The following is a 15,047-nucleotide window of genomic DNA, read 5'->3' on the forward strand; positions in this document are numbered from 1 at the left end:
GATGAATGCGCGGCCTAGACGTATCCGCGGTCGATCAGGGCGTAGAGGTCGTCGTCGCTGCGGTCCTCCAGGTCGGGCACCGCCGCCGGCTCCGGGTCGTCGCCGGGCTGCGGTGCGAGGAGGGAGTGCAGGTGCAGGGCGAGTTCCTGGGGGGTGGGGCGGCTGAAGGCGACGGTGGCCGCGAGGCGCAGGCCGGTCGCCGCGTTGAGCCTGTTGCGCAGCTCCACCGCCATGGCGGAGTCGAAGCCCAGCACTTTGAAGGTCTCGGCCGTCCGCGCGTGCAGCTCCGCTCCGGTCAGCGCGGCGCCCTTGGCGCGCAGCAGGGCGGCCGTCTCCTCGCAGACCAGGGCGAGGACGGCGGCGGGCGAGGCGAACTCCGCCGTACGTGCGCCGGGCTGCGCCTCACCGGCCTGTACGGCGCCGGGGGTGGCGTCGGCGGCCGTCAGCCAGTACCGCTCCCGCTGGAACGGGTAGGTCGGCAGGGCGGTCCTGGGCGTCCTGCCGCCCGCGAAGACCGCCTTCCAGTTGACCGGCGCGCCGCGCACGTGCAGTTCGGCGAGGGACGCCACCACCTTGCCCAGGCTGCCGTCGTGCCTGCTCAGGGTGGAGACGACGGGCGGCGGGCTGGGCAGCGCGTCGGCGGCCTCCGCCATGGCGACCTGGAGGATGGGGTGCGGGTTGACCTCGACGAAGACACCGCCGCGGGTCCGCATCAGCTGCTCCAGGGTCTCCCCGAAGCGGACCGGCTCGCGCAGGTTGTCGTACCAGTACGAGGCGTCCAGGCGGCGGGTGTCGAGCGGTCCGGCGGTGACGGTGGAGTGGAACTCGACCGCGGTCTCCAGCGGTGTGATGCCGGCGCCCGCCGCGAGGACCTCGTCGCGGATGCGTTCGACGTGCGGGGAGTGGGAGGCGTACTCGACCTTGATCCGGCGCACGCGTACGCCGTCGTCGTCGGCGAGCACGGTGAACTCCTCCACGGCGGCGGGCTCCCCCGCGATCACCACGGCTTCCGGTCCGTTGACGACCGCCACGGACAGCCGTCCCGGCCACCGGGCGATGCGCTCCTCGACCCAGCTCAGGGGTGCGGCCACGGCGGTCATGGCGCCGTGGCCCGCCAGCGCGGACAGGGCGCGGCTGCGCAGCGCGATGACGCGGGCGGCGTCCTCCAGGCTCAGGGCGCCGGCGGCGCAGGCAGCGGCGATCTCGCCCTGCGAGTGGCCCATGACCACGTCGGGGACCACGCCGAGGGAGCGCCACAGCCGGGCCAGGGAGACCATCATCGCGAAGAGCGCGGGCTGGCGTACGGCGTCCCCGTCGTCGAGCGAGGGGGCCGGTCCCGCGCCCGTCACCATGTTGAGGAGGCTCCAGTCCAGCCAGGGGTCGAGGGCCTTCGCGCAGGCGTCGATCGCCTCGGCGAAGACCGGCGACTCCGCGTAGAGGCGGCGGCCCATGCCGGTCCACTGCGAGCCCTGGCCGGGGAAGACGAAGACGATGGGGCCGGCCGCCCGGGCGGCGGTGCCGCGCACCGCGCGGGCGGAGGTGTCGCCCCGGGCCAGCAGGTCGAGTCCGGCGAGCGCCTCCGCCCGGTCCGTGGCGACGACGGCCGCGCGGTGCGCGAACGTGGTCCGCGTGGTGGCGAGGGCGTGTCCGACGGCGGCCGTCGACGGCCCGGGGTGGGCGGTCACGAAGTCCCGCAGCCGGGCGGCCTGCTGGCGCAGGGCCTCGTCCGTGCGGGCCGAAAGGACCCACGGGACGGCGGCGGGGGCCTGCGCGGGCGTCGTGGGCGCGGGCTCCGGGGCCTGTTCGAGGACGAGGTGGGCGTTGGTGCCGCCCATGCCGATGGAGGAGACACCGGCCCGGCGCGGCCGTCCCGGTGCGCCGGTCCAGGGCCGCGGGGCCGTGAGGACCTCGAAGTCCTCCGCGAAGTCGGCGACGGCGGGGTTCGGGGTGCGGAAGTTGGGGTTGGGGACCAGCAGGCCGCGGTCCAGGCAGAGCACGGTCTTGACGAGTCCGGCCAGGCCCGCGGCGGGCTCCAGGTGGCCGACGTTGGCCTTCACCGAGCCGACGACCAGGGGGCGTCGGCTGCCGTGCTCGGCCCGCACCTCGCGCAGGCCGGCCAGTTCGGCCGGGTCGCCGAGGCGGGTGCCGGTGCCGTGCGCCTCGACGTAGTCGACCGAGTCGAAGGTGACGTCCGCGCTGCGCAGGGCGGACAGGACGGCCGACGCCTGCCCGGCGGGGCTCGGGTCGGGCATCCGGGAGGAGGCGCCGCCGCTGCGGACGCCCCAGCCGCGCACCACGGCGTAGAGGTGGTCGCCGTCGGCGACGGCGAGGTCGAGCCGCTTGAGCAGGACGAACGCGCCGCCCTCGCCGCGCACGAAGCCGCCCGCCCGCTCGTCGAAGGGGAAGCAGTGGCCGTCGGGCGAGAGGGCGCCCAGGTTGGCCAGGGCGGTGCCGGACGCGGGGTCCGTGATCAGGTGGACGCCGCCCGCGAGCGCCAGGTCGACGGCGCCGGAGCGGATGCGGTCGCAGGTCAGCGCGAGGGAGACCAGGGAGGAGGACTGGCCGGAGTCGGCGGCGAGGCTCATGCCGCGCACGTCGAGGAGGTGGGAGATGCGGTTGGCGATGAGGGCGCCGCTGGAGCCGAGGGCGGCGTAGTGGTCGTCCTGGTCGCTGCCGGACCGCTTGCGCAGCTGGTCGTAGCCGGAGGGCGCGGCGCCGACGACGACGTCGATCTCCCGGCCCGCGAGCGCGGGGGCCGCGATCCCGGCGTCCTCGACCGCCTCCCAGGCGAGTTCGAGGCCGAGGCGCTGCACGGGGTCCATGGCGGCGGCCTCCGCGGCGGACACGCCGAAGAACTCCGCGTCGAAGGTGTCGACGGAGTCCAGGAAGGAGCCGGTGGTCAGGGTGGCGGCGTCGGGGTGGCCGGCGAGGTCCACCTGGGCGTCGGCCGCGCGGTGCGCGGGGAACCTGCCGACCGTCGACTCCCCGCCGGCCAGCAGCCGCCAGAACTCGTCCGGCCCGTGCACACCGGGGAACCGGCACGACAGTCCGACGACGGCGATATCGGTGGCTTCGCCACTCATGTTGTGTCCTTCCGAGTCCGCCGTCCGGCGGTCACAGCCAGCGGGTCAGCAGGGTGCGCAGGTCGTCCGGCGCGTCCATGAAGTCGTAGTGGCCGCCCCCGAGCACGCGGAACTCGACGGAGTCCGTGTACCGGCGCCAGCCCTGGAGGTCGTCGAGGTGCACGTCGGCGTCGTCGCGCCAGTGCAGGACGGTGACGGGGCAGTCGAGGCGTGCCACCGTCTCGCGCCGGTAGGCGCGGGCGGCCTCGGTGTCCCGCAGCAGCACCATGACGCCGAGGTCGAGCATGTCCGGGCGCGGTTGGATGCCCCGGCCGCGCAGGAACGCCTCGATCTCGGCGCGCAGTTCGGGCTCGGTCATGGTGAGCATGGGGTCGCGCGAGGCGTCGTGCGGTGCGGGCTGACCGGAGACGAGCAGGGCTTGCGGGGTGGGCAGTCCGGCCTCGGCGAGCCGCAGGGCGGTCTCGTAGGCGGGGACCACGCCCGAGCAGTGCCCGAAGAACGCGAACGGCCGGTCGAGCAGCGGCGTGAGCGGTTCGATCAGGGCGTCGGCGAGGGCCTCGTAGGTGCCGTAGTGCGGGTGGCCGAGCCGGTTCTCGCGGCCGGGGAACTGCACCGGGCAGATCTCGACGCCGTCGAGCGCGGCCGGCCAGGCGCTGAACGCCGACGCCCCGGACCCGGAGAAGGGGAAGCAGAAGAGGCGTGCGGCGTGCTCGGTGGACGGCGGCCGGACGAACCACGGCGAGGGGGCGAGCGTGGAGGTGTCGGTGGTCATGGCGTCTGCCGTTTCTGCGCGACGAGGGGGAAGCGGGTCATTCCGGCGATGAAGTACGAGCGCAGGTGCTCGGGCTCGCCGAGGGGCTCGAAGGACGCGAACCGGCCGAGCAGCTCCTCGAAGAAGATCCGCAGGGTGAGCCGGGCCAGGGGGGCGCCGATGCAGAAGTGCGGCCCGAAGCCGAAGGCGACGTGGCGCTTGGCGTTGGGGCGGGTGAGGTCGAAGGAGTGCGGGTCGGCGAAGAGTTCCGGGTCCCGGTTGGCCGAGCCGATCCAGGCGACGACGGCGGCGCGGGCCGGGATGGTGCCGCCGGGCAGCTCGACGTCGTCGACGGCGTACCGCATGAAGTTGCAGGCGGCCGAGGTCCAGCGCAGCCCCTCCTCGACGAGGTTCGGGATCAGCGTCGGGTCGGCCTGCGCCTTGTCGAACTGCTCGGGCCGCTCGATGAGCGCCTGCACGGTGCCGGAGACGGTGTGCGGCGTCGTCACGTTGGCGCCGAGCAGGATGCTGTAGCCGTCGAGGGCGATCTCCTCGTCGGTCAGCGGCGCGCCGCCCGCGCGCACGCTCATCAGGTGGTGCAGCAGGCTGTCGTCCTCCAGGCCGGTGGCGCGGCGGCCCTTGACCCAGTCGGTGACGTAGGCGACCAGCTCGTGGTGGGCGATGGCCAGCGTGGTGGGCTCGTTGCCGATCTGGAAGTGCGGGTCGGAGGGGGCGGTCACCATCGCGGTCAGCTGGACCAGCTCCTCCCAGTCCGCGGCCGGGATGCCGAGGAGGGGGCCCGTGACCATCGCGGGGAGCAGCAGCGCCCGCTCGGCCAGGTCGAACACCTCGCCGTCCAGCGCGGGTTCGAGGAAGCGGACCACCGTGTCGCGGATGGAGTCCTCCCAGGACTTCACGGCGCGGGCGGTGAGCTTGGTCCCGAGCGGCCTGCGGACCTCGGTGTGCCGGGGCGGGTCGGTGGAGGTGAGCAGCTTGCCCGCGGCCGGGTCGTCGATGCCGACGTGGGTGGGGGTGGTGCCGCGCTCCGAGGTGAACTCGCGGTGGTCGCCGAGCACCCGGCAGACGTCCTCGTACCGGGTCACCGACCAGAACTCCCGCCCGTCGGGCAGGGATTGGCGGTGCACGGGCGCCTTGTCCCGCATGACGTCCCAGACGGGGTGCGGGTCGCCCGAGGTGTAGAGGTCGAGGTCGAAGAGGTCGAGCGCGTCGAGGTCGACGTCGCGCGCGGGTCCCGGCGTCAGCCTCACGCCGCCGCCCTCCCCTGCTCGATCAGTGCGGCGACCCGCGCCGGGGTCTGGGCCAGGTAGAAGTCGCGCACGGAGAGCCGTATGCCGTAGTCCTGCGCCACCTGGTCGATGATCTTGATGCCGGTGAGCGAGTTGCCGCCGAGCGTGAAGAAGTCGTCGTCGACCCCGACCTCGGCGCGATCGAGGTGGTGGGCCCACAGCTTTGCGATGTCCTGTCCGAGCGAATCCATTGCCAGTCTTTCCTTCCTCCACCGACCGGGAGCACCCGCTCGTGTCCTGTTCCGGTTCCGGATGTCGCGGCCCGGCCGCTGTCCCGCCGGCGGGACACGTTTCCCCGGGGGATGGCCGGGCCGGTTCGTGGACCGAGCCTCGTCCCGCCGGCGGGACGGCGACAAGCGCCCCCGCGCCCCGGGCGCCCGGGGCGCGGGGTGTCTTGAACGGGTGGCGCGCCGGGCGTGACCGTGAGGGTCAGGCACCCGTGCCGAGGGCGCTCGGGCGCGCGGCGGGATCACCGGGATTTAAGGGGAACGACGTGGCAGACACCGGCTGGGACACGGACGTGGTGATCGCGGGCGCCGGACCCACGGGCCTGATGCTCGCCTGCGAACTGCGCCTCGCGGGCGTCGAGGTGACGGTGGTCGACCCGCTCGCGAAGCGCTCGGGCGAGTCCCGGGCGGGCGGCATCCACTCCCGCACGCTGGAACTCCTCGACCAGCGCGGCATCGTGGACCGCTTCCTCGACGAGGGCGAACTGCAGCCGGTGGGCCACTTCTCCGGCCTCTACCTGGACTTCGACGAGTCCGAGTCGCGCCACCCCTACCCGCTGATGATCCTGCAGTCCGCCGTCGAACGGCTCCTGGAGGAGCGCGCCGACGAACTGGGCGCGCGGGTGCGCCGCTCGGCGGAGGTCACCGGCCTCGTACAGGACGCGGACGGAGTCACGGTCGAGCTGCGCTCGGGCGGCACCGAGTCCGCGCCGCTGCGCGCCCGCTACCTGGTGGGCTGCGACGGCGGCCGCTCCACGGTGCGCAAAGCGGCGGGGATCGGCTTCCCCGGCACCGACGCGACGATGACCGCGCTCATCGGCGACGTAGAGGTGCCCGACCTCCCCGAGGAGTACGTGTGGGTGCGGCGCACGCCGGCCGGCGACTACTCGGCGATCGCGTTCGAGCCGGGCTGGCACCGGGTCATCACGTCCGAGTTCGACCGGGTGGCGGGGCGCGACGAGGCCGTCACCTTCGAGCAGCTCAAGGAGTCGATGGTGCGCGTCGCGGGCACCGACTTCGGGATGCGCAACCCGCGCTGGGTCTCCCGGTTCAGCGACGCCGCGCGCCAGGCCGACCGCTACCGGGCGGGCCGGGTGCTGCTCGCGGGCGACGCCGCCCACATCCACTTCCCGGCCGGCGGCCAGGGCCTGAACATGGGCGTGCAGGACGCGGTGAACCTGGGCTGGAAGCTCGGCGCCGTGGTCCGCGGCGACGCCCCCGACGGCCTGCTCGACACCTACCACGCCGAACGGCACCCGGTCGCCGAGCGGGTGCTTCAGAACACGCGGGCGCAGTCGGCGCTGGTGCGGCCCGGACCGCAGACGGACGCGCTGCGCGAGGTGTTCGGCGCGCTGATGGTCTTCGACGACGTCAACCGCTACCTGCGCCATCTGCTGACCGCGCTCGACCTGCGCTATCCGGTCGACGACGACCACCCCCTCGCGGGGCGGCGGGTGCCGGACGCCGACCTGAAGACGCCCGAGGGCGTCGTGGGCGCCCACGAGCTGCTGCACGCCGCCCGGCCCGTCCTGCTCGCCCTGGACGGCGGCGCCTGGGCGGCGCGGGCGGCCGACGGCTGGACCGACCGCGTCGACGTGGTCGAGGCGCACAGCGAGGACGACCAGTGGCCCGTGCCCGCCGTCGGTGACGTCCCGGCGCCCGCCGCGCTCCTCATCCGCCCCGACGGCCATGTGGCCTGGGCCGCCGACGCCGACGAGGCGCCGGACACGGCGGCCCTGCGGGCGGCGCTCACCACGTGGGTGGGGCCCGGGCGGTGACCCGGGCCGCCCGGCCTACCGCTCGGATGTCTCCCACGTGACCGGGAGTTCGTGGACCCCGTAGATGTTCATGTCGGTCCGCAGCCGCACCGCCTCGGCGGGGACGGCGAGGCGGAGTGTCGGGAAGCGGCGGAGCAGGCCGTCGAAGCCCGCGCGCATCTCGATGCGGGCCAGTTGCTGGCCGAGGCACTGGTGGACGCCGTGGCCGAAGCCGAGCTGGCCGCGGGCCTTGCGGTGGACGTCGAGGGCGTCGGGATCCTCGAAGCGGCGCGGGTCGCGGTTGGCGGCGAGCAGGGAGACGACGACCGTGGAGCCCTCCGGGATGGTCTCGCCGCCCAGCTCGATGTCCTCGGTGGCGTAGCGGTAGAAGATGTCGGCGACGGAGAGGTAGCGCATGATCTCCTCCACCGCGTCCGGCATGAGGCCCGGGTCCGCGCGGAGTTCGGCGGCCTGCCGGGGGTTCTCCAGGAGCGCGAAGGTGCCGAGCCCGAGCTGGTTGACCGTGGTCTCGTGGCCGGCGATCAGCAGCAGGAAGGCGATGCCGACCAGTTCCTCCACGCTGAGGTCCTCCTGGCGGGCCAGGTCGGACAGGAGGTCGTCGCCGGGCGCCGCGCGCTTGGCGGTGACGAGTTCGGCCAGATAGGTCGTCAGGCCGGTGTAGGCGGCCATCTTCGCGTCGAGCTCGACGTCGCGCTCCATGAACGTGGCCGAGTTCTTCTGGAAGCCGCCCCGGTCCTCGTAGGGGACGCCGAGCATCTCGCAGATCACGAGGAGGGGCAGCGGCAGCGCGAACTCCTTGACCAGGTCGACCGGCGGGGCCAGCCGCTCCATCGCGTCCAGTTGCCGCTCCGCGAGGGCGACGATGTGCTCCTCCAGCGTCTTCATGCGTTTGACGGTGAAGGCGCCGATGAGTTTGCGCCGCAGCCGGCCGTGGTCCGGCGGGTCCATGCTGATGAACATGCCCGGGATCTGCGGGGACGGCTCGGTGACCGGGGGCAGGCCCGGCACCTCGTACGGGACGTGCAGCGGGCCGATGTCGAGGCGGGAGCTGAACCGGGTGTCGGCGAGGAGCTGACGGGCCTCCTCGTACCCGGTGACCAGCCAGCCCTCGTGGCCGTCGGGGAAGAGCAGCGGGCTGACGGGGCGGGCGTCGCGCAGTGCGGTGATCCGCCGGGGCGGGTCGAAGGGCCCTGCGTCACGCTCCATGGGCAGGCCGGTGGGGACCGGGACGGTGCGGCTCACGGGCTGTCCTCTCCTGGGGGGCTGTGACCCCACCATGGCACACTCTTGGCGCCACGGTGGGCCAAAGTGGCACCCAGGACACGCCCGGAGCGTTGCGCAACCCCCTCTTCGGCCATTGATCGACTCGGTTCGCCGCCCCTTGCAGTCGCCCATACCCATGCAAGTCGGACACAGGCGCCACGATGGCGCCACCCGGTTCTACGTGCTGACGGCCACGCCCCGGACGGCGCCCGCGATGATCTCGTTGACCGCCGCGCCGTGCTCGTCGAGGTAGAAGTGACCGCCCTGGAAGACGTGCAGCTCGAAGTCGGCGGTGGTGTGCTCCCGCCAGGCCTCGGCCTCGGCGAGGGTGGTGTGCGGATCGTCGGTGCCGACCAGCATGGTGACCGGGCAGTCGAGCCGGACGCCGGCCGCCCGGGGGTGGGTCTCGATGGCCGTGTAGTCGCCGCGGACGGCGGCGAGGATGGACGCCCGCAGGTGCGCGTTCTCCAGGTAGACGGGGTCGGTGCCGCCGACCAGGAGCAGCTCCTCGACGAGGCCGTCGTCGTCACGGCGGTGGACCGTGCCGCCGCGCAGCAGGGAGGGCGGCGGGTAGCCGGAGGCCACGAGTCGGACGGGCGGGGCACCCGCGTCGTCCTGATAGCGGCGCGCCACCTCGAAGGCGAGGACGGAGCCCATGCTGTGGCCGAAGAAGACGAAGGGCCGGCCGTCCTCGCTGCGCCGCAGCGCCGCGTAGGTGAGGTCGGCAAGCTCGGCGAGGTTCTCCACGCAGCCCTCCGCGCGCCGGTCCTGCCGTCCCGGGTACTGGACGATGAGGGTGTCCAGGACCGGTGAGAGGGCCTCCGACAGGGCGTAGAAGTAGCTCGCCGAGCCGCCCGCGTGCGGGAAGCAGACGAGGCGGAAGTCGCTGTCGTCGTTGGGGTGGAAGCGGTGCGTCCACTGCCCGTCGTATCTCCCTGACCCTGTCATGGCCGGCCTTTCCGTATGTGGCGGTGCGTCGTGGTCATCAGCTGTGGGTGTTGAGGAGTTCCGCGACGAGGGCCGTCTCGACGTTCCCGCCCGAGACGAGGACCCCGATGTCGCGGGCGCGGCCCTCGGCGGCCAGGCGCAGAGCACCGGCCACGGCGGTGGCGGCGGCCGGCTCGATGAGCAGCCGGGCGTGGACCAGCACGAGCCGCAGCGCCTCCGCGATGGCGCTCTCCTCCAGCGTGAAGACACCGGCGACCTTGTCATGGGCCAGGTCGTAGGGGAGTTGGCCGATGCGGTCGGGCCGCAGGCCGTCGGCGATGGTGGGCCGCGCGTCCACGGTGACGGGGCCGCCCGCCCGCAGCGCCGCCGTCAGGGCGGGGACGGCGGCGGGCTCGGCGCCGTAAACGTCGATGCCCTGACCGGCGGTGGCCAGGCAGGCGCCGGCGAGCGCGCTGCCGCCGCCGACGGGCAGCACCACCGCGTCCAGGCGTTCGCCCGCCGCCGCCACCTGGTGCAGCAGGTCCGCCGTCGCGGTGCCCTGGCCGGCCACCACGTCCAGGTTCTGGTAGGGGTCGATCTCGTCGTAGCCGCGGGCGGCCCTGACCTCGTCGAGGACCGCGATCCGCTCGGCCAGCGTGGTCCCGGCCTGCACCACCTCGGCGCCTGCCGCGCGGATGCGCCGCACCTTGGTCGGCGCCGCGTCGACGGGCAGGACGAGGACGGCCGGGAGCCGGTGCTGGGCGGCGGCCATGGCCACGGCGATGGCGTGGTTGCCGGTGGACTGCGCGACCACGCCGAGGCTGCCGGCCGCGACCAGGCGCTCGACGGCGAGGAGCGCGCCGCGCATCTTGAAGGAGCCGCCGCGCTGGAGGTTCTCCGCCTTCAGCCACAGCCGGGCCCCGGCGATGCGCTCCAGTTCGTCGCTGCGGACGACGGGCGTCTGCAGCACGCGCCCGGCGATGCGGTCCCGGGCGTCGTGCACGCCTTCGTAACTGAGCAGCAGCGGCTGCTCGGCGACGGCCACGGGGTGCGCGGCGATCGGCATGATGGGTCTCCGTCCCTCCTCGGGGCGCCGGTCTCAGTGACCGCGCGCCGGCTGGGCCTCGATCGCGTCGAGGATTTCCCGGCCGCTGTCGACCAGGTACATGTGGTCGCCGGGGAACTCCGCGTAGGTGAAGCCGCCCGTGGTGGCGTCCTGCCACTGCCGGGCCTCCTCGGCGGTGACCAGGCCGTCGTGGTCGCCGCGCAGCGAGACGATCGGCACCGACAGCGGTGCGTCGGTGCTCGGCACGTACGCCTCGTGCATCGTGCAGTCGGCGTGCAGCGCGGGGAGGATCAGCTCCCGCATCTCCGGGTGGTCGAGGGCCTCGTGCCGGAAGCCCGCGAACTCCTCGACCCGGGCGAGGAACTCGTCGCCGCTCAGGCCCGCGGCCCGCCGCTCGCGCTGGGTCCACGGCCCCGGAGAGCCGCTGACGACCAGCCGCTCGACGTGCACCCCGCGCGCGGTGAGCAGGTGCGCGATCTCGTAGGCGAGCACCGCGCCGAGGCTGTGCCCGAAGAGCACGGTCCGCGCGTCCGCGCCAAGGTCCGCCTCGATGGCGTCGATCTCGGACTTGGCCGCCTCCACGACGTTCTGGTACGGCTCCTCGAGGAACCGCCGCTCCCTGCCGGGGAGTTCGAGGGAGGTCACCCGCCACCGCCCGGCGGACAGCTCCCGCCAGGGGTGGAAGAACGAGGAACCCGCTCCGGCGAACGGCACGCACAGCAGCGTGGTCCGCTCACCCTGTTGCTCTGATGCGCCGGGCCCTGTCACCCCGACCAACCCCAATCGTCCATGTCGTTGTCCGTCGTTGTCCGTCGTTGTCCGGTCATCGTCCGGTCATCCCGCGAGCTTGCGGTTGAGCACCTCGAAGACCTCGGCCACGGGTCCCGGCATGTGCATCTCGTGGTGCACGGCGCGCACGTCGTGCACCTCGATGTCGCCGAGCACGTACGGCCGCCACAGGTGCGCGTAGGTCTCGTCCTGGAGCGTGGCGCTGAAGAAGACGACGTCGCCGCGGTAGACCGGCGACTCGAAGTCCATCATCAGCGTCGTGTTGTTGGTCAGGACCTTCGCCATGGTGTCCAGGAACCCGCCCTGGTTGCCGGTGCCGATGTACTGGCCGAAGTACTCCTCCAGCTCGCCCCGGTAGTCGGACTCGGTCTTGCCGGCGTGGATCTCGGTGAAGCCGTGGCCGCCGGGCTGCGAGTCGAGGATGGCGACGAAGGAGATCTCGTGCCCGCGCCGGTCGAGGGCCGCGGCGACGGCCTGCACGACGGTGCCGCCGTAGGACCAGCCGATGAGGTGGAAGGGCCCCTCGGGCTGGATCTTCAGCATCTCGGTGACGTAGTCCTCGACCATCTCCTCCACCGAGCCGGCCAGCTTGTCCTTGCCGTCGGAGCCGCGGGCCTGCAGCGCGTACGCCTGCCGGTCCTCGACGTGCAGGACGAAGCTGAAGTAGGCCCAGCCGAGTCCGCCGCCGCCGTGGAAGAACCACACCGGCTCCTTGCCGGTGCCCGGGTCGGCGTTGAGCGGCAGCACGACCGCGAACGGGTCGGCGATCTCCACGGGGATGTCGCCGGTGAGCAGCAGCGCGGCCAGTTCTGCGACCGTGGGGAACTTGATGATGGTCTTGAGCGGGACGTCGACGCCGAACTGGGTGCGGATGCCGACGCTGAGCCGGGTGGCGAGCAGCGAGTGCCCGCCGAGGGCGAAGAAGTCGTCGTCGATGGCGATGTTCTCGCGGTCGAGCAGCTCCGCGAAGAGCGCGCACAGCTTCTCCTCGTGGGAGTTGCGCGGCCCGCGCCCGGCGGCCGGGGCGCCCGTGTCCTCGGCGGGCAGCGCCGCGCGGTCGAGCTTGCCGTTGGGGCTCAGCGGGATCTCCGCGAGGGGGATCAGCGCGGCGGGCACCATGTACTCGGGGAGGCGGCGGCGCAGGTGGTCGGTGACCTCGGCGAGCAGCTCCTCGCCCATGCCGCCCTGCCCCGCGACCTCGGGAGCGGGCACGACGTAGCCCACGATGCGCTTGTCGCCGTCGTGGTTCTCGCGCACCACGACCGCCGCCTGGGCCACCGCGGGGTGCCCGTCGAGGGCGTGCTCGATCTCGCCCAGCTCGATGCGGAAGCCGCGGACCTTGACCTGGAAGTCGGTGCGGGCGATGTACTCCAGCTGCCCGTTCCGGTCCCAGCGCACGAGGTCGCCGGTGCGGTACATGCGGGCGCCCTCGGGGCCGAAGGGGCAGGCCACGAACCGCTCGGCGCTCAGGTCGGGGCGGCTCTGGTAGCCGCGGGCCATGCCGGCCCCCGCGATGTACAGCTCGCCCTCCACGCCGCGCGGGACCGGGCGCAGCCGCGCGTCGAGGACGTACATCTGGAAGTTGCCCATCGGCCGCCCGATCGGGGCGCCCTCCCCCGGCTTCACGAGCGCCTGGGTGCACCAGGTGACGGTCTCGGTCGGGCCGTACATGTTGAAGACCTCGGTGGCCTGTTTCGCCAGGGTCTCGGCCAGGCGTACGGGGACGGCCTCCGCGCCGATGATGATGCGCAGGTCCTTCGCGGCGAGCGGGTCGTGCATGAGGAGCATCTGGAAGAAGGCGGGCGTGGCCTGCACGGCGGTGATGCCGTGGCGGCGGATCAGCGCGAGGACGGCGGCCGGGTCGGCGACGGTGCCCTTGTCGGCGACGACCATGGTCGCGCCGGAGACGAAGGGGAGGTACAGCTCGGTGTTGGCCATGTCGAACGCCACGGTCGTGCTGAACAGCATCCGCTCGCCGGCCGCCAGCGGGAACGTGCGGCCCGCCGTGGCCAGGTAGTTGGCGACCGCGCCACGCGGGATCGCGACGCCCTTGGGCCGGCCCGTGGAGCCCGACGTGTAGATCACGTACTGGGTGTTCTCCGGCCGGACGGTCACCTGCGGGGCCTCGTCGGACAGCGCCGGCCAGTCCACGCCCGCGAGCGCCTCGGCGTCGAGCACGAGGACCGGGTCCGCGTGCTCCAGGATGTAGTCGATGCGCGAGCGCGGGTGGTCCGGGTCGATGGGGACGTAGGCGCCGCCGGACTTGATGACCGCGAGGAGCGCCGCCACCAGGTTCACATCGCGGGGCAGGCGGACGGCGACCCGTGACTCCGTGCGCACGCCCTCGCCGATCAGCCAGTGCGCCAGCCGGTTCGAGCGCGCCTCCAGCTCCGCGTAGGTGAGCGACTCCTCCTCGCCGATGACGGCGACCGCCTCCGGCGTGGCCCGGACCCGCTCGCGGATCGCCGCCACCAGCTCCAGGGTCGGCTCGGCGGTGTCGTTGACCTCGACGAGCAGGTGATGACGCTCCTCGGCGCTCAGGACGTCGACAGCGCCGACGTGCACGCCGGGATCGGCGACGAGCTGGGCGAGGACGCGCGCGAACCGTCCGGCGATCGCCTCGACCGTGTCCCGGTCGAAGAGGTCGGTCGCGTACTGGATGTCGCCGCGCAGCGCTCCCGTGGAGTCCGTGATGACGTTGAAGAACAGGTCGACCTTGGAGGTGGAAGGGGTGGCCTGCTCGACCTCGACCTTGAGCCCGGCGAGTTCGAGGTCGGGGCGCTCGTAGTTCTGCACGCCGAGCATCACCTGGAACAGCGGCTGGTACGCCGCCGAGCGCTCCGGGTTGATCGCCTCGACGAGGGTGTCGAACGGCACGTCCTGGTGCTCGTAGGCGGCCAGCGCCTTGTCCCGCACCTGGCCGAGCAGGTCGGTGAAGGTCGGGTCGCCGGTCAGGTCCACCCGCAGCACCTGCGTGTTGACGAAGAAGCCGATGAGGTCGTTGAGCGCCTCGTCGGTGCGTCCCGCGATGGAGCTGCCGATCGTCACGTCCTTGCCGCCGCCGAGCTGCTGGAGCAGGACGGCGAGCGCGGCCTGGAGGACCATCGACAGGGTCGATCCGCGCCGGTCGGCCAGGTTCTGCAGCCCGGTCGCCACCCCGGGCTCGATGACGAGGTCGACGGTGGCGCCGCGCCCGCTCGCCTCGGCGGGCCGCGGGCGGTCGAGCGGCAGGTTCAGCGGCTGGGGGACGCCCGACAGCTCCTTGCGCCAGTACTCGACCTGGGTGGCGGCGAGGCTCTCGGGGTCCGCGACGTCGCCGAGGACCTCGCGCTGCCACATCGTGTAGTCCTTGTACTGCACGGGCAGCGGCTCCCAGGCCGGCGCGTGCCCGCCGCGCCGGGCGGTGTACGCGGCGGCGAGGTCCCGCACCAGCGGAGCGCCCGAGCTGCCGTCGGTGGCGATGTGGTGGATGACCAGGACGAGGACGTGCTCCTCGGGCCCGCAGCGCAGCAGGCGGGCCTTCAGCGGGAGTTCGGCGGTGAGGTCGAAGCGGTGGGCGATCGCCGCATCGACGGCGCCGGACACCTCGTCCGGCGCCACCTCGGTGAGCGGCAGCTCCGGCGCCGCCTGCGCGACGGGCAGGATGCGCTGGTGCGGCTCGCCCTTGTCGTCGGTCGGATAGACGGTGCGCAGGATCTCGTGCCGCTCGACCACGTCGCGGATCGCCGCGGCGAGGACGTCCCGGTCCAGCGGGCCGGTGAGCCGGAAGGCGGCCGCCATGTTCCAGGAGTCCGAGCCCCCTTCCAGCTGGTGCAGGACCCACATGCGGCGTTGGGCGAATGACAGCGGAATCATT

At 73.3% G+C, this 15,047-nt stretch carries 10 protein-coding genes; 1 reads left to right on the plus strand and 9 read right to left on the minus strand.

Going from position 1 to position 15,047, the window contains the following annotated elements; genetic code table 11:
* Positions 1–14: 14 nt before the first annotated feature.
* Genes N5I75_RS39360 through N5I75_RS39375 form a run of 4 tightly spaced genes read right to left on the minus strand, consistent with a single transcriptional unit; the run spans position 15 to position 5,332 of the window.
* Positions 15–3,083, minus strand: a complete 3,069-nt coding sequence (locus N5I75_RS39360) for a type I polyketide synthase (RefSeq protein WP_476685259.1) — start codon at positions 3,081–3,083, stop codon at positions 15–17.
* 31 nt (positions 3,084–3,114) lie between these two features.
* Complete coding sequence (locus N5I75_RS39365) at positions 3,115–3,855, minus strand: thioesterase II family protein (RefSeq protein ID WP_476685260.1); 741 nt, start codon at positions 3,853–3,855, stop codon at positions 3,115–3,117.
* Positions 3,852–5,102: a cytochrome P450 gene (locus N5I75_RS39370; protein WP_476685261.1), complete on the minus strand. Its 1,251-nt coding sequence runs from the start codon at positions 5,100–5,102 to the stop codon at positions 3,852–3,854. Before N5I75_RS39370 ends, N5I75_RS39365 begins: the two co-directional genes overlap by 4 nt.
* On the minus strand, positions 5,099–5,332 hold the full coding sequence (locus tag N5I75_RS39375; RefSeq protein ID WP_476685263.1) for a phosphopantetheine-binding protein: 234 nt from the start codon (positions 5,330–5,332) through the stop codon (positions 5,099–5,101). The genes N5I75_RS39370 and N5I75_RS39375 overlap by 4 nt, the downstream gene beginning before the upstream one ends.
* 302 nt (positions 5,333–5,634) lie before the next feature.
* Here N5I75_RS39375 and N5I75_RS39380 point away from each other — a divergent pair, with 302 nt between their 5' ends.
* The gene (locus N5I75_RS39380) at positions 5,635–7,146 is read left to right on the plus strand and encodes an FAD-dependent monooxygenase (protein ID WP_476685264.1); all 1,512 of its coding nucleotides are present in this window, start codon (positions 5,635–5,637) and stop codon (positions 7,144–7,146) included.
* A gap of 15 nt (positions 7,147–7,161) precedes the next feature.
* Here the strand turns inward: N5I75_RS39380 and N5I75_RS39385 are convergent, their stop codons facing one another.
* The 5 genes from N5I75_RS39385 to N5I75_RS39405 all read right to left on the minus strand — a co-directional run bounded on the left by N5I75_RS39385 (position 7,162) and on the right by N5I75_RS39405 (position 15,046).
* Positions 7,162–8,388, minus strand: a complete 1,227-nt coding sequence (locus tag N5I75_RS39385; protein ID WP_476685265.1) for a cytochrome P450 — start codon at positions 8,386–8,388, stop codon at positions 7,162–7,164.
* Positions 8,389–8,586: 198 nt separating this feature from the next.
* Entirely contained in the window at positions 8,587–9,357 is a 771-nt protein-coding gene (locus N5I75_RS39390) for a thioesterase II family protein (protein ID WP_476685266.1), read from the minus strand.
* Positions 9,358–9,394: 37 nt separating this feature from the next.
* The gene (locus N5I75_RS39395; protein WP_476685267.1) at positions 9,395–10,402 is read right to left on the minus strand and encodes a threonine ammonia-lyase; all 1,008 of its coding nucleotides are present in this window, start codon (positions 10,400–10,402) and stop codon (positions 9,395–9,397) included.
* A 33-nt stretch (positions 10,403–10,435) separates the two neighbouring features.
* A complete protein-coding gene (locus tag N5I75_RS39400; protein WP_476685515.1) occupies positions 10,436–11,125 on the minus strand; it encodes a thioesterase II family protein in 690 nt (229 codons plus the stop codon).
* 111 nt (positions 11,126–11,236) lie between these two features.
* Positions 11,237–15,046, minus strand: a complete 3,810-nt coding sequence (locus N5I75_RS39405) for a non-ribosomal peptide synthetase (protein ID WP_476685268.1) — start codon at positions 15,044–15,046, stop codon at positions 11,237–11,239.
* Position 15,047: the final 1 nt, after the last annotated feature.

This window comes from Streptomyces sp. R818 (assembly GCF_056172735.1).

Coding starts and splice junctions, on each gene's coding strand:
- N5I75_RS39390 (WP_476685266.1), bottom strand. CDS start 9,357: ATGACAGGGTCAGGGAGATACGACGGGCAGTGGACGCACCGCTTCCAC.
- N5I75_RS39375 (WP_476685263.1), bottom strand. CDS start 5,332: ATGGATTCGCTCGGACAGGACATCGCAAAGCTGTGGGCCCACCACCTC.
- N5I75_RS39360 (WP_476685259.1), bottom strand. CDS start 3,083: ATGAGTGGCGAAGCCACCGATATCGCCGTCGTCGGACTGTCGTGCCGG.
- N5I75_RS39365 (WP_476685260.1), bottom strand. CDS start 3,855: ATGACCACCGACACCTCCACGCTCGCCCCCTCGCCGTGGTTCGTCCGG.
- N5I75_RS39395 (WP_476685267.1), bottom strand. CDS start 10,402: ATGCCGATCGCCGCGCACCCCGTGGCCGTCGCCGAGCAGCCGCTGCTG.
- N5I75_RS39405 (WP_476685268.1), bottom strand. CDS start 15,046: ATGATTCCGCTGTCATTCGCCCAACGCCGCATGTGGGTCCTGCACCAG.